Origin of the sequence: Paenibacillus sp. DMB20, assembly GCF_000987955.1 — a bacterium.
GTDB lineage: Bacteria > Bacillota > Bacilli > Paenibacillales > Paenibacillaceae > Paenibacillus_AQ.
The window spans coordinates 22,695-48,482 of record NZ_LAZU01000033.1 but is presented as its reverse complement, the minus strand read 5'-3'; the positions used below and the strand labels follow the sequence as shown (position 1 = coordinate 48,482).

Annotated in this window: 35 protein-coding genes and 2 pseudogenes; 35 read left to right on the top strand and 2 right to left on the bottom strand. The window is 46.4% G+C overall.

Annotation, left to right across the window (positions count from 1 at the left end):
- Window positions 1-60: 60 nt before the first annotated feature.
- The 7 genes and pseudogenes from XI25_RS18015 (at window position 61) to XI25_RS17985 (ending at window position 4,683) form a co-directional block, all read left to right on the top strand.
- A pseudogene (locus XI25_RS18015) lies at window positions 61-614 on the top strand (GNAT family N-acetyltransferase).
- 182 nt (window positions 615-796) lie between these two features.
- Window positions 797-1,411 (top strand): class I SAM-dependent methyltransferase, encoded by a 615-nt coding sequence (locus tag XI25_RS18010; protein ID WP_052759662.1) that lies wholly within the window; start codon window positions 797-799, stop codon window positions 1,409-1,411.
- Window positions 1,395-1,538 (top strand): hypothetical protein, encoded by a 144-nt coding sequence (locus XI25_RS33420; protein WP_160308932.1) that lies wholly within the window; start codon window positions 1,395-1,397, stop codon window positions 1,536-1,538. Before XI25_RS18010 ends, XI25_RS33420 begins: the two co-directional genes overlap by 17 nt.
- 245 nt (window positions 1,539-1,783) lie before the next feature.
- Window positions 1,784-2,593, top strand: coding sequence for a hypothetical protein (locus XI25_RS18005; RefSeq protein ID WP_046679606.1), 810 nt, complete (start codon window positions 1,784-1,786; stop codon window positions 2,591-2,593).
- Window positions 2,594-2,626: 33 nt separating this feature from the next.
- Window positions 2,627-3,589: a hypothetical protein gene (locus XI25_RS34930; RefSeq protein WP_235439965.1), complete on the top strand. Its 963-nt coding sequence runs from the start codon at window positions 2,627-2,629 to the stop codon at window positions 3,587-3,589.
- Window positions 3,590-3,755: 166 nt separating this feature from the next.
- Window positions 3,756-4,277: a hypothetical protein gene (locus XI25_RS17990; RefSeq protein WP_235439964.1), complete on the top strand. Its 522-nt coding sequence runs from the start codon at window positions 3,756-3,758 to the stop codon at window positions 4,275-4,277.
- Window positions 4,278-4,416: 139 nt separating this feature from the next.
- On the top strand, window positions 4,417-4,683 hold the full coding sequence (locus XI25_RS17985) for a DUF4176 domain-containing protein (protein WP_046679605.1): 267 nt from the start codon (window positions 4,417-4,419) through the stop codon (window positions 4,681-4,683).
- A gap of 82 nt (window positions 4,684-4,765) precedes the next feature.
- Here the strand turns inward: XI25_RS17985 and XI25_RS17980 are convergent, their stop codons facing one another.
- Entirely contained in the window at window positions 4,766-5,041 is a 276-nt protein-coding gene (locus XI25_RS17980; protein ID WP_046679604.1) for a WXG100 family type VII secretion target, read from the bottom strand.
- An 86-nt stretch (window positions 5,042-5,127) separates the two neighbouring features.
- Here XI25_RS17980 and XI25_RS17975 point away from each other — a divergent pair, with 86 nt between their 5' ends.
- From XI25_RS17975 to XI25_RS31440, 25 genes and pseudogenes are all read left to right on the top strand, one after another.
- The gene (locus tag XI25_RS17975; protein ID WP_152669165.1) at window positions 5,128-5,340 is read left to right on the top strand and encodes a hypothetical protein; all 213 of its coding nucleotides are present in this window, start codon (window positions 5,128-5,130) and stop codon (window positions 5,338-5,340) included.
- Between the two features lie 101 nt (window positions 5,341-5,441).
- On the top strand, window positions 5,442-5,918 hold the full coding sequence (locus tag XI25_RS17970) for a hypothetical protein (protein WP_235439963.1): 477 nt from the start codon (window positions 5,442-5,444) through the stop codon (window positions 5,916-5,918).
- A gap of 47 nt (window positions 5,919-5,965) precedes the next feature.
- Entirely contained in the window at window positions 5,966-6,388 is a 423-nt protein-coding gene (locus tag XI25_RS17965) for a VOC family protein (RefSeq protein WP_046679601.1), read from the top strand.
- Between the two features lie 100 nt (window positions 6,389-6,488).
- Complete coding sequence (locus XI25_RS17960) at window positions 6,489-6,836, top strand: GNAT family N-acetyltransferase (RefSeq protein ID WP_082112418.1); 348 nt, start codon at window positions 6,489-6,491, stop codon at window positions 6,834-6,836.
- A 170-nt stretch (window positions 6,837-7,006) separates the two neighbouring features.
- The gene (locus XI25_RS17955) at window positions 7,007-7,519 is read left to right on the top strand and encodes an 8-oxo-dGTP diphosphatase (protein ID WP_046679600.1); all 513 of its coding nucleotides are present in this window, start codon (window positions 7,007-7,009) and stop codon (window positions 7,517-7,519) included.
- Between the two features lie 66 nt (window positions 7,520-7,585).
- On the top strand, window positions 7,586-8,092 hold the full coding sequence (locus XI25_RS17950; protein ID WP_046679599.1) for a GNAT family N-acetyltransferase: 507 nt from the start codon (window positions 7,586-7,588) through the stop codon (window positions 8,090-8,092).
- 21 nt (window positions 8,093-8,113) lie between these two features.
- Window positions 8,114-8,575, top strand: coding sequence for an SRPBCC family protein (locus tag XI25_RS17945; RefSeq protein WP_046679598.1), 462 nt, complete (start codon window positions 8,114-8,116; stop codon window positions 8,573-8,575).
- Window positions 8,576-8,962: 387 nt separating this feature from the next.
- On the top strand, window positions 8,963-9,175 hold the full coding sequence (locus tag XI25_RS36375; protein WP_327204810.1) for a hypothetical protein: 213 nt from the start codon (window positions 8,963-8,965) through the stop codon (window positions 9,173-9,175).
- A gap of 13 nt (window positions 9,176-9,188) precedes the next feature.
- Window positions 9,189-9,560, top strand: a complete 372-nt coding sequence (locus tag XI25_RS36370) for a GNAT family N-acetyltransferase (protein WP_327204809.1) — start codon at window positions 9,189-9,191, stop codon at window positions 9,558-9,560.
- 291 nt (window positions 9,561-9,851) lie between these two features.
- On the top strand, window positions 9,852-10,607 hold the full coding sequence (locus tag XI25_RS17935) for a class I SAM-dependent methyltransferase (protein ID WP_046679597.1): 756 nt from the start codon (window positions 9,852-9,854) through the stop codon (window positions 10,605-10,607).
- Between the two features lie 117 nt (window positions 10,608-10,724).
- Window positions 10,725-11,219, top strand: a complete 495-nt coding sequence (locus XI25_RS17930) for a GNAT family N-acetyltransferase (RefSeq protein ID WP_235439962.1) — start codon at window positions 10,725-10,727, stop codon at window positions 11,217-11,219.
- A gap of 121 nt (window positions 11,220-11,340) precedes the next feature.
- On the top strand, window positions 11,341-11,811 hold the full coding sequence (locus XI25_RS31450) for a hypothetical protein (RefSeq protein ID WP_052759660.1): 471 nt from the start codon (window positions 11,341-11,343) through the stop codon (window positions 11,809-11,811).
- 65 nt (window positions 11,812-11,876) lie between these two features.
- Window positions 11,877-12,209, top strand: coding sequence for a hypothetical protein (locus XI25_RS31445; RefSeq protein WP_152669164.1), 333 nt, complete (start codon window positions 11,877-11,879; stop codon window positions 12,207-12,209).
- A 69-nt stretch (window positions 12,210-12,278) separates the two neighbouring features.
- Window positions 12,279-12,722: an SMI1/KNR4 family protein gene (locus XI25_RS17920; protein ID WP_046679595.1), complete on the top strand. Its 444-nt coding sequence runs from the start codon at window positions 12,279-12,281 to the stop codon at window positions 12,720-12,722.
- A gap of 147 nt (window positions 12,723-12,869) precedes the next feature.
- Entirely contained in the window at window positions 12,870-13,463 is a 594-nt protein-coding gene (locus XI25_RS17915) for an SUKH-4 family immunity protein (protein ID WP_046679594.1), read from the top strand.
- Window positions 13,464-13,574: 111 nt separating this feature from the next.
- Window positions 13,575-14,039: an aminoacyl-tRNA deacylase gene (locus XI25_RS17910; RefSeq protein ID WP_046679593.1), complete on the top strand. Its 465-nt coding sequence runs from the start codon at window positions 13,575-13,577 to the stop codon at window positions 14,037-14,039.
- A 152-nt stretch (window positions 14,040-14,191) separates the two neighbouring features.
- Complete coding sequence (locus XI25_RS17905; protein WP_046679592.1) at window positions 14,192-14,575, top strand: histidine phosphatase family protein; 384 nt, start codon at window positions 14,192-14,194, stop codon at window positions 14,573-14,575.
- A 383-nt stretch (window positions 14,576-14,958) separates the two neighbouring features.
- Window positions 14,959-15,960, top strand: a complete 1,002-nt coding sequence (locus tag XI25_RS17900) for an iron-hydroxamate ABC transporter substrate-binding protein (protein WP_052759658.1) — start codon at window positions 14,959-14,961, stop codon at window positions 15,958-15,960.
- 154 nt (window positions 15,961-16,114) lie between these two features.
- Complete coding sequence (locus XI25_RS17895) at window positions 16,115-16,822, top strand: response regulator transcription factor (RefSeq protein ID WP_046679591.1); 708 nt, start codon at window positions 16,115-16,117, stop codon at window positions 16,820-16,822.
- Between the two features lie 116 nt (window positions 16,823-16,938).
- Window positions 16,939-17,979, top strand: coding sequence for a HAMP domain-containing sensor histidine kinase (locus tag XI25_RS17890; RefSeq protein WP_235439961.1), 1,041 nt, complete (start codon window positions 16,939-16,941; stop codon window positions 17,977-17,979).
- 99 nt (window positions 17,980-18,078) lie between these two features.
- A pseudogene (gene bahA, locus XI25_RS17885) lies at window positions 18,079-20,341 on the top strand (bacitracin amidohydrolase BahA).
- Window positions 20,342-20,451: 110 nt separating this feature from the next.
- Window positions 20,452-20,658 (top strand): hypothetical protein, encoded by a 207-nt coding sequence (locus XI25_RS17880; protein WP_235439960.1) that lies wholly within the window; start codon window positions 20,452-20,454, stop codon window positions 20,656-20,658.
- Between the two features lie 52 nt (window positions 20,659-20,710).
- On the top strand, window positions 20,711-20,932 hold the full coding sequence (locus XI25_RS34925; RefSeq protein WP_235439959.1) for a DUF1572 family protein: 222 nt from the start codon (window positions 20,711-20,713) through the stop codon (window positions 20,930-20,932).
- Complete coding sequence (locus XI25_RS17875) at window positions 20,862-21,302, top strand: DUF1572 family protein (RefSeq protein WP_327204812.1); 441 nt, start codon at window positions 20,862-20,864, stop codon at window positions 21,300-21,302. The genes XI25_RS34925 and XI25_RS17875 overlap by 71 nt, the downstream gene beginning before the upstream one ends.
- Window positions 21,303-21,321: 19 nt before the next feature.
- The gene (locus XI25_RS31440; protein ID WP_052759657.1) at window positions 21,322-21,810 is read left to right on the top strand and encodes a GNAT family N-acetyltransferase; all 489 of its coding nucleotides are present in this window, start codon (window positions 21,322-21,324) and stop codon (window positions 21,808-21,810) included.
- Window positions 21,811-21,968: 158 nt separating this feature from the next.
- Here XI25_RS31440 and XI25_RS17865 read toward each other — a convergent pair whose 3' ends face one another.
- On the bottom strand, window positions 21,969-23,756 hold the full coding sequence (locus XI25_RS17865) for a S41 family peptidase (protein WP_046679589.1): 1,788 nt from the start codon (window positions 23,754-23,756) through the stop codon (window positions 21,969-21,971).
- A 461-nt stretch (window positions 23,757-24,217) separates the two neighbouring features.
- On the opposite strand from XI25_RS17865, the gene XI25_RS17860 reads away from it, so the two are divergent.
- From XI25_RS17860 to XI25_RS17850, 3 genes are read left to right on the top strand one after another with little or no spacing between them, the layout of a single operon-like run.
- Window positions 24,218-24,520: a hypothetical protein gene (locus XI25_RS17860; protein WP_152669163.1), complete on the top strand. Its 303-nt coding sequence runs from the start codon at window positions 24,218-24,220 to the stop codon at window positions 24,518-24,520.
- 17 nt (window positions 24,521-24,537) lie between these two features.
- Window positions 24,538-24,852: a hypothetical protein gene (locus tag XI25_RS17855; protein WP_046679587.1), complete on the top strand. Its 315-nt coding sequence runs from the start codon at window positions 24,538-24,540 to the stop codon at window positions 24,850-24,852.
- Between the two features lie 36 nt (window positions 24,853-24,888).
- Window positions 24,889-25,773, top strand: coding sequence for a phosphotransferase family protein (locus tag XI25_RS17850; RefSeq protein WP_235439958.1), 885 nt, complete (start codon window positions 24,889-24,891; stop codon window positions 25,771-25,773).
- Window positions 25,774-25,788 lie beyond the last annotated feature (15 nt).

The window sequence follows — 25,788 nt, the reverse complement described above, 5'->3', positions numbered from 1 at the left end:
TCTCATAACAGCTTCTTAGCTGAATGTCTGAAAAATCTATTTTTGATATGGAGATTGATTATGATCATTAACCAACGGGATTTTAATGTTAACGGATTAAGTTATATCGTAAGGTCGGCAACTAAAGAAGACGCAAAAGTTTTGTCTGCCCTGAGATTGCAAATTGACGGGGAAACCGAAAACATGGATAGGGAAAGCGGTGAGGCCTTCATCGATGCATCAGGATTTGAGCATATTGTTCAAACGGATACCGAGAAATCAAGAAACTTGTTTCTAGTTGCGGTTGTCAATCATCGGATCGTCGGGTTTTCACGCTGTCAAGGAAATGAATTGAAGAGATTCGCTCATAAAGTTGAATTCGGAGTATGCGTAATTAAAGAGTACTGGGGATACGGCATCGGAAAAAAATCTTTTGAAAGAATCTGTTTCCTGGGCCGACTCCAATGGGATCAAAAAAAATGACGTTGAACGTATTGGAAACAAACGTAAAAGCCATCGAGTTGTATAAACGATTTGGTTTTGAAATCGAAGGGATCTTAAGAAATGATAAACTTCTTTCCGACGGCAAATACTATAATACGATGATTATGGGGAGGTTTAATCAAGAGTTTTAAGGGAAGTGAGTTGATTTGAATCAAGAAGTCGCGCTTTCTATTATTTCTATGCGTACTTGGTTCACGTAAAGCTTAGATCCAGGAACAAATATTTACGAATATAACAGAAGTGACGTCACTTTAAGAGATCATGAAACCGGCGAAATGGAACAGGGGACCACCTATTGGAAGGAGGCTAAACCATGAATAAAATGACGCGTGAGAAGGCTGGGCAATATGCAAAGTATCGATTGCCTTATTCAATCGCAGCCAGCAAGTTCATCATCGATGCCGCGAATGTCAGCCAAGGAATAGTTGCCGATATCGGTGCCGGAACCGGACTTTTGACAAAGCATTTTGTAGGAAACGTTAAGAAGATATTTGCGATAGAACCTGATTTTGAGATGCGCAATCTTGCCCAAGATTTAATTGGAAAAAGACAGGATCTTGAATACATAGATGGAATGGCTGAGAATACCAAGCTGCTTGATCATTCCATTGATTTAATCGTGGCGGCCAATGCTTACCACCGGTTTCAACCGGAAAGCTCGATAAAAGAATTTAAAAGAATACTGAAGCCGAATGGAATGTTGGCCATTTTCTCCTATCAGGATGATGATCATTTTCTGCGAGACACCATGCGTGTATGTAACGTTGATCAATACAACAAACGGTTAGCTGCAACAAGGCATCAGGAACCGGTCCAATATTTTTATGGAGACTCCGCACCAAGCCGATATTTATTCAAACAAGAGCTGAACGAGACATGGGATGAATACTGGGGGGGCAGTGATCTCCGGGATGGAAGCGCCGGATGAAAGCGACGCTTGGTTCGTATCTTTTCAAAAAGCGCATAAACAACGATTTAACGATATGGCTTCAAATGGCGTGATTACGGTACCTTACAGTACGGAAGTATGGCTGGGACAGCCGAAATATGCATAACAGGTATGTCGTGCTTCGTATCGAAAACGGAAAAGGCATACCTCAAAATTTCAGACGAAGGTTGTGCACGGGTTCACTAATGAAGAATACCAACTTATGAAATTGCTGCTAAATGTGAAGTAAGCCAGGTATAATTTAGGGCCTTGGGCATGGGAGTTTAGAGTGATTGAGTCCTTCTCCTTTTCCTCATAAAATAAGTTGAATAGACTCTTGTCGTTGCAGTGGCTAAAAGGAGGGACGCATATTTGACATCATCGGTTTCGTTTCAATTAACGGTGGCGGAAACGGCATTTATGTTCCAGTTAATGGGAATCCCGGAAGGGGAAACGATGCTTGAAGATTTTGGTGCGGCTAAAGCCGAGAACGTGCCTCCAGAGGAATTTTATAGGAATGCGAAGAAGAATTTGGAGGATGCGGGACTCCTTCAGTCGGATGGAAATCATATCACGTTCGAGTTATCGATATTGGATCATTTAAAAGCCTGCAAGTACAGCAGCGCGTCAGTTCGTCTCGAAGTTCACGGCACCGACGGCGAATCCTCAATAACCTATGCATTCATATCGGGTTCGCAGGTTGTTGAAATGAGATGGAACTCAAAAACGGGGGACGTTATCCTGACCTCATTGGGGGAAGGGTTTGAAGAACAGCTATCGAGAATCGGAGACCGTCTTCCGCTGCCAGACACGGAGGAAGGCTCTTATCGAATCCTGATGCGATCTGAGACGCTTAAGCGGTTGCAAGAACAGTTTGGCAGCGCGGATCCCGCTATGCATCAGGCAGTCTTGCGAAACGATACATGGGCCGACGTTCAAGCGGCGGGAGCTTTAATCGAAGCCTTCTGTTCGGTTGACCAATGGGGAATATTCGAGACCGCTATTCGAGGAACGGAAATTCGTTCAAAACCCGTTCAGTTTATCGGCAGTCCTGCGGGGCATTGGCTTTTCATGCAAGAGGAAGGCGATCGGGTGCAGGGTTTCCAAATCACCAAAACGGAACTCATTCAGAGTCTGTATCTAGTTGCGAAGCGTACATTATCCATATTTGCTCCGGATTGATATTACAGATCCGATGGCAAAGGAGGGAAAAACATGACCAAGATCGTCATGAGATCCGAATATCTGAATGCACTCGTCCAGCAGCTGGAGCAGGTGACCCAGCAGCTTCAGCAAGTGGATGCGGCACTCCAGCATTCTTTGCAGGGAGCTGCGTGGCAGTCGTCAAGCCGTGGGGACATTATGGCATTGTATTCAAACCACCAGCGAAACTTTCAGTCTGCATCCCAAAATATGCAGCAGCTGGCGGCCTTCGTTAGAACAACACGGGAAAAATTTGAGCAAGAGGATCAATCGGGCGGAGGGCTTGGCATCTCCGGTTTTAATCCGATGGCTCCGCTCGACGGGCCGGGTAATATTACCGGGACGATTTTGGGCGCGACCGCCGTGGCCAGATTGGGATACAGGGTCCACAACGGGTACATGGTCAAGCAGCAGCTTGACCGCAGGCTTCCGCGTATTCTGGTCCGGGAGAGCTACGAATCGGTCAGGTCGAATCCGCACGTAAACGGAAGACCCAGGGATTACAAAATCTATTATCTTAAGGATATCGAAGCCAAGATTGCCAATGGAACGGCTTCACCCAAAATCAAGGAAATCGCTGCCATGGCCGATCCTTTATATGGAGCCAAGGCAGCGTTAAAGGACAAACTCGGCTGGGCGAGCGTTGGTATCGACGTGTTTACGGATACCCAAGAAAATCTGGAGAATCATGCCTCGTCCGATAAAATAGCGGGAGACATTATCGGTAACGTCGTTGTCGGCGGAGCCACGACCGTAGGGGCCACGCTTCTTACGGCAGCCATCATGCCGGCGGCTGCGCCTGTGCTTGCCGTCGGTGCCGTCGGTTTTGGCGTATCGGTAGGACTGACCTACCTTGCAGAAGGGATTAAATTGGATATGGATCTGGACAAGGATGGAGAGGATGATTCCTTGAAGGACATCGTCAAGCATGGGGCCAAAAATGTGTGGTCTACCGTTTCGGGGTGGTTTAAGTAAATGGCTAAACATCACAACCATCAAGTCGAAAGCCAAGTCTGGGAGGGAACGAAATATAACAGAAAGGCGTTTCGAACTTATCTATCCTTATATCCGGTGAGCGGTATTAGGCTGAACGCAGGAATATTGGTACTTTTTTTTTCTTAACCTGTTTCTGGTTATCCCTGTGCTCAGCGTACCGTACGAACCGCTTTATGCCTATCTGTTGCTCCCGCCGCTTGTTATCATGAATGCATGGGCATTGGCCCTCATTGCGGTTCCCCGGAAGCTTCAGCTGAATTATGTCTTGTTCCGAGGGGTGTTTGGGATCGTCTGCTCGGTCGGATTTATGATCGTTACCCAAAAGTTTGCGTACAGCGGGCTTCATTTGACGACTCCCTGGTATGCAGTCGGGTCTTTTGCCGCATACGGATTTGCTCTTTACCAGTATGTGCGATCCCATATCCGGAAACTGGAGACTCCACGAATGCAAAGTCAAGATCGCTCGGGCATGTCCATGATGACGCTAACCATACTGACCGGTCTTGGTTATTTGCTCGCCAATCTCTCTCTCATGTTCGTAAGCGAGAAGACGGTCACGATCGTTCTGATGTGCGTGTATGCCATGCTGGCTTTTGTTATGTTTCACTTTATCCTGGAGCTGCACCGTTATTACTGGCTGAAGCGGGCCGGCAAGGCTTCGACGTAACAAAAACATCTATCGACGTACTCTCAATGAAGACAGACCGCTCTTCAATGTAGTTTTTCTTGCGATATCAGGATGTGTTTCGATTGAAGTTATACTTTCTGATATCTAAAGTAGTACTTATAAAGGAGGGCAACCGGCCTTGAACAAACCAGAAACGCTTCTCCCCAACGGATCCATCGTTCGGTTGAGAGAAGGGACCAAAAAACTTGTGATTTATGGAAGAAAACAGATCATGATGACCGAACCGCCCCGTTCATTTGACTATATCGGATGCCTGTATCCGGAAGGATACATCAACCCGGATTACACTTACGCTTTCAATCATGAAGATATTGAAGAAGTGGTTTTCACCGGTTATGTAGACGATGAAGAAGAACGTTTCGCTGCTCAACTGACGAATGCCTAGCCATCGGTTAAAAAAAGAGAAGTGCAGAAAAAACAGCCATGAGATCTTCTCATGGCTTTATTGCTAGACAAACATGATATGATTAGCGGGATTGATCCGCATCTCGAAAACGCGAAGCCGTCCGTTGAAGCTGCGTACCGGTTTCCTGAAGTCCGTGAAGATAAGTCTTTACGGAGGACAGGCTCTCCTGAATTCTGTGGAAAAACTCCCTTTGTCGTTCGCCTTCCCACTGGCCTTCGGATTGGTCGATCACGGTGTTTAACTGCTGAATAATGTTTTGTCCGTTCTGGGAAGCCTGGTTAAACCCTTTGGCGATTTGCAGGAGCTCATCAGGTTGGAGATCGATTCGCTGATTCATTTTTCGCAACTCCCATCTCAAACTGAATAATATTGCTGTAATGATTATATCCGGAAATTGGCAATATGCATAGGGATTCAACCGTAATGAGAGCTTCTCTGAAGGACAAGTTAACCAATGAAAAGAAGGTGGAAACGGGGATGTTCATTGAAAGAGTTAGTACTTTCGAAAAATACGACTTAACTTTATACACTGAGAATCCAGCAGCCGATAAGTTGTACAGAGATGCCGGCTTTTCCAGGGCTGATGGAGTATACAAGGCAAGTCACGTTTTGGAGCTCGCAAGAGCAGAGCGTTGAGATTTCTCTAAACTTTGTTCAATCTGATGTAAAGGATAATAGCGATGTCGAATACGATATGCATGCCGAAAAACCGAAGGCATGAAATGGATGACATTAGGATGTCAAACGGATTGACCTCCGTTTTTGTTGAGGTCGTGGTTTTAAGCGGATCGATTCTTGCGAAGGCGGATAGAGAAAAGGAAATGATCATATGGCTTGCTCAACAGGATCAGTCCGTCATAGGTGTGGGAACGATCGGTTTTGCTCTTGACGATATGCCGTGGACATTAAACCATTTTGAAAGAGAAAAAGCATTTATGCTTCGAACGATTTCCGGTGCCATGGAAGGCTTGGGATGGGAACGTTTAAGTTATGAACCCCGGAAGGATTGGGTGCTGGAATGTCTATCACGGTTTCAGTCTATGATTCATGCTTTTGATCAAGAAAACGTAAATATGAACAGTTATTTGTATTGGTCAGAAATCGAAGAGGAAGAGGATGAGGATAGCCCAACGATACCGCGGGGTTACCCGAAATGCCGCAAGCATCAGATTTATTTGTCGTGCCATGGTTGCATCCTGTGTAATAATGAATGAAGGCATAGATTTAGGCATAAAAAAATGTAGGCCTGGGAGTGGAGAAAATGATTCAATCCATAGTACATATTGCGCTCGTCGTTAAAGATTACGATGAGGCCATCGAGTTTTACACGAAGAAACTGAACTTTACGTTAATTGAAGATACCTACCAGCCTGAACAGGATAAACGGTGGGTCGTGGTATCCCCGCCGGGTTCGGCCGGTACCACCATATTGCTGGCCAGAGCGTCCAAACCGGAACAAGAGGCGTTTATCGGCAATCAATCCGGGGGTAGAGTTTTCCTGTTTTTGAACACGGATGATTTTTGGAGAGATTATCATGAGATGGTTTCCAGGGGAATTGAGTTTGTAAGAGAACCTAAGGAGCAATCCTATGGCATGGTTGCCGTATTTAAAGATTTATACGGAAATCTGTGGGACCTGCTGGAGCTGAGGGAAGATCACCCGTTAATGAAACGATTGAAATAGAAGGCAAAAACGTATGAATGGTGAATGGATCGAAACGGTCCAAAAAAATTGAATTGGCAACGGATCGAAATAGTCATTAGTCAAAAGGAGCAGAACCAACATGTCCAACGTCATCTCTCTTAGCGTCTATAAGGAGGAACACTACGCGGAACTTGTTTCATTTGAGCTTCCCGGCGATCAAAAAAGCTTTACCTCACTTCCGGAGGAAGTGCTCGAAACCGCGCTGCAGGACGTGAACAGAATCCCCGTTGTTATTTTGAAGGACGTAACGCCGATCGGTTTCTTTGTCCTGCACAAACATTCCGAGTATGCAAGCAAGGTCGGGAACGTGGAGGCGATATTGGTACGGGCTTTCTCGATCAATTTCGAATATCAAGGAAAGGGATACGCCAAGGAAGCCATGAACAGGCTGCCCGGCTTCGTCCAGAGCCTTTTTTTCAGAGGCTAATGAGATTTTTTTTGGCTGTGAATGAAAAAAAATGATGCCGCCCGAAAACTATATGAAAAAGCAGGGTTCATGGATCGTGGTTTTAGAATAGAAGGACCACAGGGACTTCAAATCATAATGCACAATAGTATAAGCGTTTCATCCATGCCAGCAAAAATGGGGGGAGCCGAATGACTGTTGAAGTAAAACATCAAGTACTAACGATGAGCATGATCCAGGATGGAAACAAAATATTGCTGCTAAATCGTCCGGAGCATTTGGGATTCCCGGGATATATCGCTCCCGGAGGAAAAGTGGATTTTCCGGAAAGCATTGTAGACGGCGCCATTCGAGAAGTGAAAGAAGAAACCGGGCTCATGGTTAAAGAAATCACCTATAAAGGATTGATTGAGTTTTGCGAAGTGAATTCCGGGCTTCGATATATGGTTTTTCATTATCTGGTCACATCCTTTGAGGGGGAATTGCTGAACGATCCCCCGGAAGGGGAATTGATATGGGTGGATAAGGACCACACGGATGATCTTCCCATGCAGGATTGGTTCCGGGAACGAATCCCTTTATTTTTTGAGCCGGGAGTATTTGAGTACAGTACCATATGGGATAAAGAGAAGGATACGGTACTCCATTCAACCCAAAAACAATATCATGCGGGTGAGGTTGAAAAAGCCGAAGCCATCAGCTAATGAATATTTAACGCGAGGGATAACCTCACTTTATCAAGTCACAAGAGTAGGATGGAGGAACTGGCAATGATTCATATTAAAAATATTCAGCCGGAACACGTTGGGATGTTTTGGGAGCTAAGGCTGGAGGCATTAAAGACGCATCCTGAAGCGTTCGGATCCTCTTACGAAGATTCGGCAGGGACTCCGCTAGACAATGTGGTCAAAAGGATTAAGAACGAAAAAGATAATTATATCCTGGGGGCATATACCGAGGATGGGCAGCTTAGAGGCATGGTTGGATTCGTAAGAGAGTCGGGGATGAAACTGAAACATAAGGGCACCATTTGGGGAGTATATGTATCGCCCGCATACCGGGGACAGGGAATAGCCCAAACGCTATTAGAGGAAGTATTGAATAGAGGTAAAGAAATAGAAGGATTGAAGCAAATCCACCTTAGCGTGGTGACCGCCAATAAAACAGCCAGCGAACTGTATAAGAAACTGGGGTTTGAAACGTACGGTATCGAGAAGAATGCATTGGTGTATAAAGGCCAAGGGTATGACGAGGAATTAATGGCTTATTATTATTGAATATGGAAAGGGGAATAAATGATGACCATCCTGAACCAAATGCCGGTTGTTCAAGCGGAAATGCTGATTCGAAGACCGGTCCAAGAGGTATTTGAAGCTTTTGTCGACCCGGCCATTACCACCAAATTTTGGTTTACCAAGAGCAGCGGGAGATTGGAAGCGGGAAAGCATGTCCGGTGGGATTGGGAGATGTATGGCGTCTCGGATAACGTGTACGTGAAAGAAATCGAGCCCAACAAGCGGATTCTGATCGAATCCATGGACGGCACTGCGGTGGAGTGGATATTTACCTCCCGCGCAGATGACGAGACGTTTGTTACCATTAAGAATTCCGGCTTTGCAGGGAACGGCGATGAGATCGTACGTCAAGCCATTGACTCGATGGGGGGGTACACCATGGTTCTCTGTGGATTAAAAGCATTTCTTGAGCATAACATGATTTTAAATCTTGTGGCGGATAAGGCTCCGGATGCGCATGTATAAGGCGTCTCTAACAATGCAAGCGGCAGTTTAAGAACGGCAGAGAGAACAAAATATCCGTAATTGAGGATTACGGTTAATCTTGAAGACCATATGGTGCAGAAGATGTAGAAGGAATGGTTCCAACCAGGTACGACGAATAAGGCTGTCCCCTAAGTTGATGCTGCAACTTATTAGGACAGTCTTTGCTTTTTGATACGGTAAATTTACGGTCGCCAGAACACGCGGTCGAAACTCCGACCGAAGACGGAGAACAAATCTGTACCCCAGCCGGATGGGTGTAATTTATTATTCAAGTATGATGTTGATAACGGAATGACGATATCAACTTTGGAAGCAAGGAACCTGTTTTTCATCTGTAATGTGATTTTGATATAAGGGGGGCCCAAGGTGGTTCAAATCAAACGCATGGCAGATTATGAGCGCGATGTGCGTGATGAAGCGGCCGAGGTTTTTGTGGATGGCTATTATAAAGAGCTATCTTTTTTCTCAAAAGACAGAAATAAATTAAAAGCCGCATTCAGGGATCTTTTCTGCCCGGATGTTTTTTTATGTTGCGGAAATACAGGGGGAGATCGTCGGCATACTGGCTTGAGCGAATAACAAACAGCGTGCGATGCCGGCAAATAAAGCTTCGCTAAGGAGCGGCCTTGGTTATGTTATGGGGAGTTTGGCCTATTTCGTATTAAAAAAGGAATTCAACGCGCCCCTGCCTTATTTTGATGAAACCGGTTATATCGAGTGTGTCGCCACCTTGGAGAAAGCGCGTGGCCAGGGCGTATCTACAGCCTTGATGAGACATGTGATGCATCAGCTGCATTTTCATCATTATGTACTTGAGGTTGTGGATACGAATGAAATTGCATATCGACTATACAAAAAACTGGGGTTTGAAGAATTTGAGCGCAAACAAGCTAAACCGTCCCCAAAAAGAGGTTTTAACGAGCGCATATATATGCAGTGGAACAAGCCTGACGTTCCGCTCTAGTGAAGTTTTTTGCAGGTTTAAGCCCGTTCTGCGTGATACTTATGAATGGGATATGATGGTATAATAGGAAAAGCAGGAATCATTACGGGCTGTACTTTTAGAAACATTAGAGAAAAGCGAAATCAACACTCAAAAGATAAAAGGGGGATTGGACATGATCTTGAAATTCGGTAACCGCCCGGTGCAGTTGAACCAATCTGATAACAGATTGTGCCGGGCCGGTTTTTAATGTGTTATCAGTCAACTGCACCTAATCACGTTCATTCAACCATGTGAAAGGGGTAGTTATAGATGGACTGCGATCAATGGAAGGCGATATGGTTAGCCGAAGAAAAGAAGACTTTCAGCGGTTGGGATTTCTCCTGCATCGCTAATCGGACCTCGGAAGAATGGCTGCCGTGGGATTATAAAGAGATTGTATTATCATTCATGGATGCGGAAACCACAATGCTTGACATGGGGACCGGCGGGGGAGAATTTTTGCTGTCGCTTCATCCGCCCCAAGGCCGTACTTTCGCAACGGAAGCTTACCCGGAAAATTTTGAATTATGCAAAAGAATTCTGCTTCGCCATGGCATTGAAGTTCACCAGGTATTTGACGATGAGCATTTGCCTTATGAGGACGATTATTTTGATTTAATCATCAATCGGCACGAATCTTTCTCTTCTCGGGAAGTGTTTCGTATCCTGAAACCGGGAGGAATATTCGTTACGCAGCAAGTGGGCGGGCAAAACAACCGAGAACTCTCCCGATTTTTGTTAGGGAATGATGCCATGCGGACAGAACCCGATTTCAATCTTCAAACCGCCCAAGACGACCTTGCAAGCGCAGGGTTCACGATTTGTGACGGAAAAGAGCACTTTCCGTATCTAAGGTTTTTTGATATTGGGGCACTGGTATACTTTGCCAAAATCATCGAATGGGAGTTTCCCGGCTTTTCGGTCGAAAAGTGTTTCGATCAACTATGCGAACTGCAGAAGACGATCGAGGAAACGGGATACATGGAGACCATCGAACATCGATTTATGATTGTCGGGCGCAAATAGTCGTCTTCTAAACGAACGAATGAAGTAATGATAAGGCAGGCTAGGGCATTTCATGATGTTCCGGTCTGCCTTATTTCCTACATGGGGGTTGTTATCTTGATCATTAGAAAAGCGGACATGAATGATATTGACGGGATTACTCATGTCCATATTGAAAGTTGGAAGACAACATATAAGGGCATCATTTCGGAATCTTATTTATCCAACCTCTCCTTTGAGAACCGGAAAAAGAATTGGAGCGATATTTTCAGTAACCTAAAACAGGATGAATCCGTATTTATTGCTGAGAACACGAATGGGTCTATCCTTGGATTTGCAATGTCCGGAAGAAACCGGAATCATGAGTTTGATCATGCGGGCGAGATTTATGCGATTTACATTTTGTCAGAATTCCAAGGTCAAGGCATCGGACGATTATTATTTCAGGAAACCATTGGTTCATTAATGGAACAGGGGTACGAATCGATGATGTTGTGGGTGCTTGCGGACAATCCTTCCCTTGGCTTCTATCAAAGGTTAGGGGGAACTGTAATCGGCAGGGAAAATATCAAGATTGGTGAGGATCACCTGATTGAATTAGCGATAGGATGGAGTGAACTCGTGAAAGGGTAGAAATGGATTCGAAGGATGGAAGATTGAATGCGGATCATATGGCCCGATGGGGGAATGAAGGATTGCTGTTGATTTAATAAAACCAGGGATTGGAGGCATAACCGGATGGATAAAAAAGAAAATGAGCTTGCTCAAAAAGCTGTATCACTCAACCAATTCAAAATACGATCGTGAACGGGAAGTGAGTTTATACAAGGAAGATTCATTAACGGAACCGGAAAAAGAGCTGCTGAAAGAAATGAATTGGCAGGTCAACCAGTTGGAATGGCTTACTCATGACTCATGCGTCAAGGAGTTAATACAACTAAGGCAGGACAAACGCTTAACCCGTGAACGCATCGCAGACGGCTTTATCGCGGGCGTTGGCGGAAGCTATCCCCGAGGGCTGTCCCCATTGGTCAGTTATTATACCATGCAGAACATCCCGGATCATGAGTATCTGGCGGCAGATCGTTATGCGGCTTGCAAAATATGTTCCTTTTCGGATCATATGCAAGACGGTTTCTGGGAAAACGCTTCATACCTTAAATATGTCCTCTATTTAGGGAACTCGTACGGCTCAAGCCCTTGGGGGGGCGCTCCTGGACCTTAAGGACTTGGCAGAGCAGGATTCGGTCAAACCAACGAAGGAGGATATCGGCGTTTTTTCGGAATTTATTGGCCAGTTTGTCGCGTTCCGAGCCGGATGAAACTCCGGGAGAATATGAGAAGCGGCTGACCTCGGAAAAGATCATGCCGAAAAATACATATGTGCGGCGGGGGATATTGAATTCGCTGGCTGTAACGGGAGTCCTTCCAAATGTGTTTGTGCAGACTCATTTCAACGCTTGGACCGATTTCGAAGATATAGTGAGTCACGAAGAAAAGCTTGCCAATACAAGAGGCCGTTCGGATATGGAGATGCCGTGGGCGGCTTGGAAAGGAGAGCTAAAAATCAACTGGGACGTGGTAGAAGAACTTTTTGGAGAGGAGTACGTACTTTCCATGTAAGCAGAATCCGGTTTGATGAATCGGTGGGACTATAAACTATTCCATTGAGCAGGGGAAGGGGCTCTGTATATGAAGGAAGAACTTATGAAGCGGCTGCGTGATTTTTATGCTAAAGAAGAAAATGCAGCTCTCGTCGGCGTACCTGCCAGCGACGAACAAATAGCTGAGGCGGAGAAGGGCCTGAACGTGACTTTTCATGCCGATTATGTCGAATTTATTAAAGCATTCGGCGGGGCTTTTGCCGGGATTTCCATACATGCATTTTCCAACGGATCCGTGATGGGAAAAGAAACCGTTGTTGAATGGACGGAGGAGTTTAGGCAGCAATTGGCCGAGACGTCACTAAAGGAACAACTGGAGGACGGCTACGTCATTTCTATGGATGGTTCCGGAAACCCCGTCATGATCCATTCCACAGGGGAAGTCCTCATTTGCTATCTTGATTCGGGAGAGACGGAAGTTCTTGCGAGTTCGTTTGCCGAGTTGATCGAAGATCAGTTCCATGAATGGTAGGCTCCGCAAGCCTGATTTACATCAACCGATACGCTTGCACCGAACAATTTTAAACCGAAAATGCAGACTGGGAGGTCCCAATGAACAAAGCCGAAAATGAACTGAACAAAGTCGATAGGCGTTTTTCTTACCGAAGGGGGTAGGGGTGTGGAACCATTTAACCGAAGCTTTATCAAATATGACGGCGGTTTGGTCCGATCAGCAAATTTACCTGAGCACACGGAAGAACAGCTTCTGCAAAAAGGGCTGCCGTTTATTTCTTCCGAAGACGCCGTTTTAGGCGTTCGCTTTCAATCGTTTACGAATACGGGGCTCATCCAAGCGGGTGATCGAAAGTTGTTGCCGATTGGCTATGAGTGGAGTCCGGAGGATGCCATTCTGGGGCTGGCTGCGGACTCGGGGCATTTGTATTCGTTCCACCCGTCCTCCGGACAATGCGGTTTCGTCAACTCGGATATCCGTCATTTTTTGTCGTTTTTGTCATCCATTCGATCTTTCACAGCCGGCCAATCTCAGGAAGACACCATGACGATCATGTCCTCGGCGGAAGCGCATGAGCGTTTAGCCGCTTTCAGGCGCGGCGAAATCATTCCGAAGCAGCCGAAACAGCAGGGACTGGACCGTACGGCGGAGCTGTCAAGGCTGCGGGCTTTGTTGGAAGAGAAAGATCCCCTCAGCTTGGCTGATGAGGATCATTGGTGGAGCTGCGTGCTGGAACAACTGGAGGATGGCTTGCTGTAATTGTTTTGTTAACAGCGGGAGGGGGCAGGAAGCATGCTCTTTCTGGCTAGACGAGGATTTCATGGAAATCCATTTTTTGAATGATAAAAAGAAGTGGAGAGATAGACAGCGATGAAAGCATTTGAAGCTAAAATACAAGAGCATATCGCAGCCCATCATTTACAAGCCGAACATATCGTTCTCGAGCAAAGCTGCCACTCCGTTCAGGAGGCGGCCACTGCCGTTCAAGGATCTGCCGATCAATTCGTCAAAAACATCTGCATGATTGACGAGTTGAACCGGTTAATCGTGGCCATTGTCAAAGGCGAAGACAGAGCGAGCACGACAAGAGTCGGCAAGGCTTTGGATATCGAAAAGCCGCGATTGGCCAATGAGGAGGAAGTGATCGAACGAACCGGATATCCGGCGGGCGGGGTGCCGTCATTCGGTTATGAAGCCTTGTTTCTGATTGATCCCAAGGTTACGGAACAGGACTATGTATATACAGGCGGCGGGTCTCCCTTTTCGCTGATCAAAGTGGCTGTAAATGAAATGTTAAAAGCTAGTGGAGGACGAGTGATACGGGTAAGAAAATGAGAACGCAAGCAGCATGGTGCTTAGGGATGCATCACTAAGGTATAAATTCACTAGTCAGTGCAAGGCGCAGCCACGCTTGGATTGAATGGCTCGCAGAAATCGGGTTTCGTGCATAAAAAAAGGATCATAAAGACGAAGGAGTAACCTACCGGATGGCAATATACCTTGTTAGACATGGCAAAGACGAGGAAGGATATCGTGGCGGATGGAGTGATAGAGGACTCGTTGATCTATATTTCTCAAGCTTGCGAATGGATGAAAGGTATCCCGGTGGAGAAAGCCCCATCGAAAATTACATGCGGATAGAAGAAGCATTCAACGAATTATGCGGCGAGCATATAGACCATACCCATAATAAGAACATACTCGTCGTAAGGCATGGCGGAGTTATTAATATTGTTTACTACATTTTAAAAAACATTAAGTGGACCAATAAAAACAAGTTTTTTCCAGCCTCAAATACCGGTATTCACCGGATTGAACGGGTCAACGGAAAATGGGAGTTGACATTGGAAAATCAAACCGCTCATTTATAGTTCCGGAGAGTAAATATTCGGAATCTGATTGTTATACTGATAACTGAGAAAAGCTTCGACGATACCAACTTTATTATTCAAGGGGACAGCACAGCGAACAAGGACAGCTGGTCGATGATCAGCAGTCTGCTTTCGTCCGATAAAGAAACGATAGAACTTCAAGTAACATGGGCGGAAGAATAATAGATTCTTTGTTGTCTTGGTACGGGCGAGGCTGCATAAATATTGTGTTTTGAGAAGGTCGGGGAAGGGTCCCGACTTTTTTTGTTTTAAGCCATTTTTTTAAGATGATTAGAAATAAAGATTGATTGTTGGACTTCTCTCTGATAAACTGACTATCGAAAATGATAATCATTATCAATTATGTGGAGGGGAAATTTAATATGAGTGTCCAATATATCAGAAAGTTCAGCATTGTCATTCTTCTTCTGGCCTTGTTTGTCATGCTGGCCGCATGCGGCCAAGGATCTGACAGCAAAGCCAAGTCCGACGTGACTTCTTCCGTACAATCTTCGGATACGGATAACAGCGAACAAACGTTGCCTAGTAACGAAACGATGATCTACCAGACTGCTGACGGCAAAGTGGAAATACCTAAAAATCCGCAACGAATCGTCGAATTATCGGACAGTTATGTGGGCCATTTGCTTGCGCTTGGCATCAAACCTGTCGGAATCACGCAGCATGCCATGGATAATCCATACTTTAAAGGTCGGTTGGATGGCGTTGAAAATCTGGGTGACGGAAAATCGATCGAAAAGATTTTGGAACTGCAGCCGGATATAATCATTACGTTTAGCGGAGATGCCGCGTTCACCGATGAGCTCTCCAAAATCGCACCGACAATAACCGTTGAATATGGAAAATTGCCTGTTCGAGAACAATTGGTGGAATTCGGAAAAATAACAGGCAGGGAGGACCAAGCGAAAGCGTGGATAGCGGAGTGGGATCAAAAAATCGCAGGGTACAAGCCGAAGGTCGAAGCCGCGGTTGGAGATAATACCGTGTCCATTCTGCAACCGTACTCGAAAGGCATTTATGCGTTCGGGCATAACTACGGAAGGGGGGGAGAGATCCTTTACGGGGAATTCAAATTAAAGGCGCCTTCTCCCATTCAGAAAGAGGCGATTGATAACGGAAAAGGCTGGGCCAGCCTGTCTCTCGAAGTTCTTCCGGAGTATGCCGGCGACTTTATATTCACCAGCCCGTGGACCGGGGACGATGGCGATCCGGATGCGGTTTACGGGAGCAGCCTTTGGAAGAAACTGCCTGCCGTAAAGAACAATCGGGTGTTTGCTTTAGTGAAGGACGGTTCTTTCTTTAATGATCCCGTTTCCCTGGAGGGACAGCTGGAGTTTATCGTGGAAAGCCTTACGCGGAAATAAGGAGCCCGTTCAACATTACATAGGAACTCTCGAGCGTATCATCGGCTCCCGTGGTATAGTTACTCTCGTAAAATCGGTTAACGCAACAACATAAAAAGGAAATCCTGCCTCCGAAGGAGAACCATATTAAGTACTTGAGGAGGAGGATGCCTAAATGCCCAAAACCATACTTGTGGTCGATGACGATCCGGATATCGTTGCCATGCTTAAGCTCTATCTGGACGCGGAAGGATATACGACTTTGGAAGCTTTCGACGGAAAAGAAGCCTTTGAACATCTGCGGAGCAAACACGTCGATCTCGCCATTTTCGATATCATGATGCCGGTTATCGACGGATACCAACTGCTCCGAATGATGCGGCAGGAATATAAAATTCCGGTCATTCTCATTTCGGCCAAAAATCAGGACATCGATAAAATAACGGGTCTCAAGCTGGGAGCGGACGATTATGTTTCCAAACCGTTCAGCCCGCTGGAAGTAATGGCTAGAATTCAAGCCCAGTTAAGGCGTTCCTATGAGTTTAATGAACCGTCGGCGGCTCCGCCGGTTTCCGAAACCTGCGTCGGGGACTTGCTGCTGGATCACCGCGAATGCATGTTGTACATCAAGGGAAAGCCGATTTCGCTCAGCGCCATCGAGTATAGAATGTTAAAACTGTTTATGGGGGAACCCGGGCGCGTATTTACGAAAAGGCAAATTTTTGAACAAGCTTGGGATGAGCATTATCTGGCCGACGATAACGCCATTATGGTGCAAATCAGCAGGCTGCGCGACAAAATCGAAGCCTGTCCGAGAAAACCCGTCTATATCAAGACCATTCGCGGCCTCGGTTACCGGTTTGCCAAGAAAGATGAGTTATAGCCCATGAAATCGCCAAATCGTTTACAGCGTTCACTGATCAGCCAATATATTTTTTTTCTTTTTTTACCATTGCGCTCATTGCCGCGATTTCGCTGTTCGTATTAAATGCGCAAATCATGAATTATTTTATGGATACATCCGGGCAAATCAAGGTGGAGGATACTGACCGGGGCAATCCAACCGCCGTATCTGACGGCGACAGCGCTCAGCACGAGAGGGTGTTTTACAGAATAGCTCTGCAGACCCTGCTGCTGTTTCTCGCTCTGTTTGCGGTCACCGTGTACACGTTCGGAAGATGGACGGCTTCCAGGCTCACGACCCCGCTCAGCTCCATAGCCGACGGCATCAGGAACATTGCCCGCGGGCAGTATCACAAAAGGTTAAACTTCAAAGCCAGTTATGAGCTCGCGCAAATCCAGGACGATTTCAATGACATGGCGGAGCGGCTCGAACGGATGGAGAGGGAAAAGCGGGAGTTGGAGGAGAGCAAACAGCGAATGCTGATCGACATTTCCCATGACTTGAAGACGCCCATGACCACCATTCGGGGTTATATCGAAGCGATGGAAGTGGGTCTCATCGATACGGAGGAGAGAAAACGTCAAATTTTGCATTTGATTTCCGACAAAGCCAAGCTTGTGTCGGAGCTGATTGACGGCATCTTTGAACTATCCAAGCTGGACAGTCCCGATTATCCTTTTACCGTTGTGGCCTCCGACATTGCGGAATTCACGAGGGAGATCGCCGCCGAGTATTACGAGGTTTTCGAAGAAAAAAAGTTTGATTTCCAATACGATATTCCCCATCGGGAAATCATGGTCCCCTTCAACGCTACCTGGTTATACCGGGCGGTTTCCAACATTCTGTCCAACGCATTAAAATACAACCCGCCCGGAACGACCGTGCAATTGAAATTGTTAAACGCCGGGAAAGGGGTTGAAATTCACGTTTCGGACGATGGCGTCGGAATCCCGGAAGCGATAAAGGAAAAGGTGTTCGAAGCATTCGTTCGCGGAGACCAGGCTCGGAAAAGCGATGGGGGCACGGGTCTGGGTCTTGCGATTGCCAAACAAGTGGTAGAGAAACATGGGGGGAAGATCACGCTGACAACGAACGGGAAAACGAAATTCGTGCTTTTTTTGCCGAATGATTTGTAAGATTACTGAAAGAATTGGGAAAGCGCGGGGAAAGAGTTATCCGGTAACCTCATTAGTAGAGTTAACTACTATATTCGCATGCAGGAGGACTGGAGAAAATTGGAGATACAGAAAGAGAAAGAAAAAGAGAAAGGCTTTGTTTTTTTTAAGAGAATATTAACAAATCGGAAACGCATGCAGCCTTTATCCCCCGGATGGAAGGGGGCGTCGCTTGGGCTTGGCGCCATCGCATTCATCCCGGTCCTGATTCAGGCCAATTATTTTTTGGAGGGGCAAGGGTTCTTTCGTTTCATTGTGGGTATGTTCCTGTCTGTCTTAACGGTAGCGTTCTTAAGCGGCTTGGCCGCATTGCTGCTGCATGGGGTCAAAAAACTGCCAAGCCGTTATATTTGGATATTGCTGTGCTCCCTCATCATGCTTTTATTCTGTTTCATTGGGCCTATGGAAGTATCGGTAGTTTTCATCGTGTCTGTCGCCGTTGTTTTTTTCTTTGTTTGGCGCATTGGTTTATAAATTTGCAACGGGAAGTTACAAGCAAGCGCCCAAAACCAGGAAAATCGGCGCCATCGCCTGTTTGTCCCTGATCACTGTCGTGATCGGAGCCGGCACCTTCTGGTTGGTTCGGGCCGGGGATGAAGCCGCCGCTCCGGACGTGACCTTGAAACAGCTGAAAACTTCAGCCCGATATGATGGCATGGCGATGAAAAACCCTGCCGAACACGGCTCCTTTAAAGTCAAAAGCTTGTTATACGGAAGTCCGGACAACTACAGGAAAGAGTTTAACCAAAGCGGATCCCTGACCACCAAAACAGTGGATGCCTCCGAGTTTGTCGAGAAATGGTCTTCTGTGCGAACGAAATCGCTTGGATTCGGACCCGATGCCATGCCGTTAAACGGAAAAGTGTGGTATCCCGAAGGGAAAGGCAATTTTCCGCTTGTCTTGATTGTACATGGAAACCATTTAATGAAAGATTATTCCGATCCGGGTTATGAATACCTGGGCAAACTGATGGCGAGCAAAGGGTATATTTTCGTCTCCGTGGATGAAAATTTTCTAAATGTCTCCCCTTATGAAGACCTTTTCCTGATCAGCCCGCTGCTGAACGAAAATCCGGCAAGAGGCTTGCTGCTGCTGGAGCATTTGAAAACTTGGAAGGGCTGGAACAGCGATCCGGACAATCCGTTTTATCAAAAGGTTGATATGGAACGAATCGCCCTCATCGGGCATTCCAGAGGCGGGGAAGCGATTTCGATCGCGGCAGCCTTCAACAAGCTCGGCAGCCATCCGGACTTTGGCCACATCAAGTTTGATTATAACTTTTCGATCCGCTCGCTCATTTCCATTGCGGGAACGGACGGGTACTATAAGCCCCAAGGCAAACCTCTGCCGCTGCAAGACGTGAATTATCTGTCTTTGCATGGAGCTCATGACATGGATGTCAACAGCATGGATGCTGCCCATCAATATCATCGGATTAGTTATACCAAGGGCACAGATTACATGAAATCGCTGGTCTATATTTATGGAGCCAACCATGGCCAGTTTAACGGAGGATGGGACAGAGGAGATGCGGCAGGCTTGGGGAACCAGCTGTTTAACGTACGTCAAATCATGCCGCGGGATGAACAGGAAACCATTGCTAAAGTGTTCATATCTTCTTTTCTGGATGCCACGCTGAAGGACCAACGGCAGTATCGGGAAGTGTTCAAAGATTTCGGTTACGCCAAGGAATGGATTCCGGACAACCTGTATGTGGGCAATTATTACGATTCGAACACGACCTTGATCGCCGATTATTCAGAAGACATCGATCTGCAGAGCACGACGCTCCCTGGCGGGAGCCTGATGGGTGAAAACCTCCGAGTATGGAAAGAAGAAAAGGTGAAATCCAAAATGTTCCAAGCGGATTACAGCGCGGTTCGCTTAGGCTGGAACTCGAACGGATCGTCCAAGCCGGCTTCCTATACGGTTACTTTGCCGGATCAGGGGGTAAAAACAGGGAAGGAAAGCTCCATCGTATTTTCGCTCGCCGATATCCGCGGGAAAGAAGAGGCCGGCGACCCGAAAGAACTCATTGATTTAACGATTACCGTCGAAGACAAGGATGGCCGTCAGGCAAGCCTTCCCCTCAGCGATCTTTCGAAATTGCCGCCCGTGATTGAGGGTAAAGTGCTCAAATGGCCGTTCTCTAATGCCGGAAATACCTCGGAACCCATATTTCAAAACTATGATTTCCCTTTAGGCGATTTTAATAAGATGAATCCGGACTTCAATCCGCAGCAGTTAAGCAAGATCCGTATTCAATTCAACCTGACCAAAACAGGAACCGTACTGTTGAATGATCTTGGCGTCCGAAATTAGCCCGGGTTTGTATTAAACGGCCCGAAAGAAAAAAAACGTTCTTGATCGCCGGGTACAGGAAATAGTAGACTAATTTTGAAGTAAACGACTCATACATGGAGGTTATGCGGATGACACCTCTTGACGTCAACGATTTTCCTGTCAACCTGGCGAAGCCGGCGGTTCGAGCACTTGCGAACGCCGGCATTTCCTGTTTGAAGGACGTTTCAGGTTACACCGTGAAAGAGCTGAAACAGCTGCACGGGATCGGACCCAATGCGATCAAGCAGCTGCAGCACGCTCTGGAGCATAAGGGTCTGTCGTTCAGGGATGAATGAATCCTCTCCGGGTGGAAGTAAACACCTGAACATTGAAGGAGGCTGGATCAAAATGGATTATGGCGAGCTCTATTTGGAAAGCGCAAAAAAGCAGTTTCTTTATTACAAGACGCTTGGCGAAAAAGCGATGGAACAGGTGGAGCCGGAGCAGCTGTTTGCGGCTTTTAACGAGGATTCCAACAGCATCGCGGTCATCGTGAAGCATTTATGGGGCAATATGCTGTCCCGGTGGACCGACTTTTTTAACGACGGACGGAGAAAAGCCTTGGCGTGACCGGGACGCGGAATTTGCAAACGATGTTCAAGATCAAGCAGAGCTCCTGAAGAAATGGAATGAAGGATGGGAGTGCTTGCTGAACGCCCTTCAATCGATTCGTCCGGATCAGCTGGACAATATCGTCTATATCCGCAATGAAGGTCACACCGTTATGGAGGCGATCAACCGGCAGTTGGCGCATTACCCCTACCATGTGGGGCAGATCATTTATGCGGCCAAAATGTTAAGCAAAAAGGGATGGAACACCTTGTCCGTTCCCAAGAACGGTTCGCAGCAATATAATGATGAAAAATTCGCAAAAAAAAAAAAAACGATCAGCAATTACACAGACGAAGAGCTGAAAAGGCTGAATAACCCTGAGACGTAAAGTAAGGAGTTATGATGTTTTGAACATAAAGTCAGCGGGCTTAGGCCAGACGGAGCAAATCGTGTATATCTTGAATGAGGTTACGTTAGACCTGCATCGCAAAGGGATTAAACAGTGGACGTACCCTTGGACTATCCGGGATATCGAGAAGGATGTCCATAACAACGATGTTTATGTTCTGTGGGACGGTCACCGGGCTATAGGTACGTTCACGATTAGCGTCATCGATCATATCTGTGGGATGGCGGTTGAACAAAATAGCAAATATTTAAGCAGGATAGCCGTATTGCCGGATTACCAAGGGAAAAACGCAGGGTCGAAAATCATGGAATTTGCCCGCTCGTCCGTGGATGGTACACCGTTTTCCTTGTATTTGGACTGCTGGGCGGGAAACGCAAATCTCAAACAATTTTACTCGGCACATGGGATGTTATATGTGGGTGATTACAAGGAAGCGGATTATTTTGTAAGTATTTTTAAATACAACCATGGAGTAGGGACCCTTTAATTGTTGTTTTGCTTGATTCAGGAAAGATTGTGTAAAGTAGGTTGTACTGTATTATGATTTCCAGATAATGGTAATGAATCCGTTGTGATATTCACAACGGATTTTTATTTTTCTCGCACTACCCGCAGCCTTTAACGGCATAGCGGGTACGCTTTGTTCTATTGATTGTTTTGCTTGACGTTAATCGTTTCAATGGCCTTCTCCAAATAAATGTCGCGCCCTTCGCGAACTTCCTCAATCGTTCGCTCCACCGGCACGGTAGGCTGAATGCCAATGAGATGGTGCTGGCTGCCGTCTTGTTTTAAGGTTACTAAACCCGTCCATCCCACGACGCTGCCGCCCGGCAATAGAATGAGGTTCGCGTCTCCGTTCGCTCCCGCAGTCGGTTGTCCGATAATTTCCGCCAAACGGTAATGTTCGACGATGCCCATGATCGTTTCGGATTGGCTTAGTGCACCTCCATAAGTCAGAAACGCCAATTTGCCCTTTAATTTCGGTTGCGCCGGTTCATGCGTATATTGAATGAGATTAAACTTCACGTTTTCATGATCCGGATATACAAACAGAGGCATATGGAATTGCGGCGTCTGGAACGGAGAATCCGCCAAATATTTCAATATGTTTATCCCGATTGTACCCGGATTCGGATAACCTCTTAAATCGAAGATCACGCCTTTTGCATGTTCCAGCTTCGCGAGGTTCTTCTGGAGCATGTCTTCAGTCAACAATTTCAGATTAACGTAATAAATACCGTCTTCCACCTGCTCGATAACGTCTGGCGTGATGAATTCATCTACTGCTCGGTCGGCATAAGGAATGGCAAGGTCAAGCTTGTTCTTGCCTCGTTGCACCGTCAGCTTGGCTTCCGCCCCCTTTTTCCCTATAAAAAATTGGCGGGAAGCTAATATGCGTTTATACTGCTCGCTGCCTTGCATCATCATTTCCAGCTCTTTATGGTACGAGTCGGCTTTTTTGCCGTTTATCGTTAAAATGACATCTCCGGGCTTAAGGCCGGTCTCTTCTTTGGCGTTCGTTACGACAACTTGTTCTTCGATCCATTCGACTCGATAAGGAGCGTATGCCGCCTCGCGCTCAAGGTCTGGAATCATAACGAGGCTATGTCCATCCTGCAGTTTCGCCAACATCCGCTTCATGGTAAGCGCATACTGATCAACCGTACGATTGTTCAAGCTTTGACTCAGCGCATCGGATAACGCCCGTTTCCAGTCGACCTTCACGACATCGAAATAAGGGTAGAAATGTTGAATGGCATTCCAGGTAATGACCACATTTGCCAATTGGACGTTCCGGTCGTTTAACGAAGCTTTATCCAAATCGATTTGCGAAAGCTGCTGTTGAAGCTTGGCAAATCCATTCGTCGATTCCGGCGTTGCGCCGATCGTACCTTTATCGTTTCTGTACAGAACGATCGGGATATGGGCGAATACGTCCGGGGTTATCCGCTTGACAACCGTCTCTCCCGGCTTCAAAACATGCTTCTGGAGTTTGATTTTGCTCGTATCGGCGGACTGCAGCCGCTCGCTCGTGTATTGTTCTTGGGGAGAGTTCATTTTGACGCCTTGGTGAAGCCATGCGGTCAAATTACGGGCTTGCTTGGGCGGGCTGAGCCGAGTTGCTTTATCCTTTTTCGTAAAGCTCAGCGTCGGCGCAATCGGATAGAAGAGCTCTTGCAGCGTTGCCGTTAATTCCTTTTCCGATTTTGCAGCCCTTACTTTGCTTACCCCGTGAATGGCGAACCGGTGCCAGTCGACTTTCTCGTTCTCGTCGCTCGGGTGGAAGAACCGTATGTACCCGTACAGCTTCGCAAACGCTTGAACGTTCGCAACCTCTTGATTAACGGGCGCCTCCGTTTCCTTCGCCAAAGCGGGTAGCGCCGACATGAGAAAGACGATAATAGCTACAACTAAAAGACTTATCCGTTTCATTTTGGTCATATTCTCCTCTTAACAAGTATTTAGTATAATGCGTCCATTCCGTTTGTTACTTTCGAATCTCTTCGTTCATGCCGCATCGACCTCCTCTTCGGTAATGTCCTAATTTTAACCAGTCTATGTTGTCGATAAAATAGCCTTAGGACCAGACTGCTGATAGACCTTGGTCCAGTTCGCAACTTAACGCTCACCGGGCAGCCTGCCGAGAAAAATCGCAAAATTTTTCTAATTGTCACCAACTCTTTGCGTGGATGAATTATGGGATACTCTCCAATTCTAAAAAAAATCGATGATGTATTGAAGGTTCTTGCTTAATAGAATTTAGGATTGAGCGAGTTAAACAGAAGCTATCGATAATTGAAAAGCTTCTCTTTTTTTTGGTTAAATTTAGTGAGGATCAAGTAAATGGAGTTCAACTTGTTGTGGGACATGTAATTCCGACGAGAGGAGTGTTAATGGTGGGAAAGTTCTTTCTACCGCCTTTGCTGGCGCTAGTGCTGCTCCTTGGCTGCAGCGATAGATCTGCCGGGGTAGAGAACGATGATGCCATAAAATCAGACGTCTCGAATAAAGCTGTTGTTCAAACCGCACTGTCCGGTTCCGGGTCCTCCGTTTTCGTGGAACCTTCGCCTGCGCAGTGGGAGGAATATATCAAGGTGGTCAGAGAATATTTCCATCTTAGAACGAAAGCCGTTCTTCACAAGGATATGGAGATTCTGTGGAACCGGTATCCGGATTTAAAAAAAGGGCACCGATAGCAAGAAAGGCATAAACGTTGAAAAAAAACGATGTGGAGAACACTCGTGACTTCAATCTGAGCGATGCAAATGTTCAAGAAGAAAGCCATGAGAGAATTAAAGTCCGGCAGATGAATGATCGTCAAGCCATTGTCCGAGTCCATGGCAGCTTGATCTATGTCAAGGATGATTTTGACGTTGCCAGAGGGGAACTGCTGATCCATTTACATCTGGAACGGAAAGACGGACGGTGGACCGTGGTTAAATCCGACGAGTATACTCTACCCGAGTATAAAGAATGGATAAAAAAAACAATAAGCAGTAAGATCAAAGGAGGGGCCACCAGCTCGTAGTCTCTTTCAATGAATTATGGAACCAAGGAGTTTAATATGACCTACGCAGTTAAAATGGAGGTTGTCCGCCATCTTTATCCTGATTTTCGGATCAACCATATAGAGCCATATACGCATGGACAGAACAACGATGTATTCCTCGTCAACCAGTCGGTTGTTTTCAGATTTCCCAAATATACGGACGGCATGAAACAGTTGCAAACCGAGACCGAGCTATTGGTAGCCGTGGGGCCATATATCACCCTGCCTATTCCCAATCCGATTTATCAATCCTTTAAGGAAAATGAAGTCGGTAAGGCATTCATGGGGTACCATTGCATTCCAGGCTCTCCGTTATGGAAGGAAGACCTGCTTGGCATCGAAAATGATGAAATCCTGAGCGGAATTGCATCACAGCTTGTCACCTTTCTGCAAGAGCTGCACAATATCCCGCAAGAGGCCATCCCGTCCTTTTACAAGCAGAATCAGACGCCAATCCGTCCTTATTTTGAAGGCCTATATCAAAATATCAAATTAAAGCTTTATCCCTGGATGAGACCGGAAGCCCGCCAAACCGTCTCAAACCAATTTGAACACTTTCTGGACGGAGCAGCCCATCTGCATGCCGAGCGGACATTGATTCACGGGGATTTCGGCACGTCCAACATTTTGTGGGATAAGGATGCCGGCAGAATTACGGGAATCCTTGATTTTGGCGGTTCGGAAATCGGCGATCCAGCCTACGATTTTGCCGGACTGTTGTCCGGCTACGGAGAAACGTTCCTGAGAAGGTGCCTTGAGATGTATCAAGCTGGGGATGGCGAGGATATGCTGGAAAGGATTTATTTTTATAAAAGTACGTTTGCATTGCAGGAGGCGCTGCACGGCTTGGAGCATAACGATAAACAGGCCTTCGAGGATGGAATTCGAGCATACCGATAAACGGATTTCAGATTG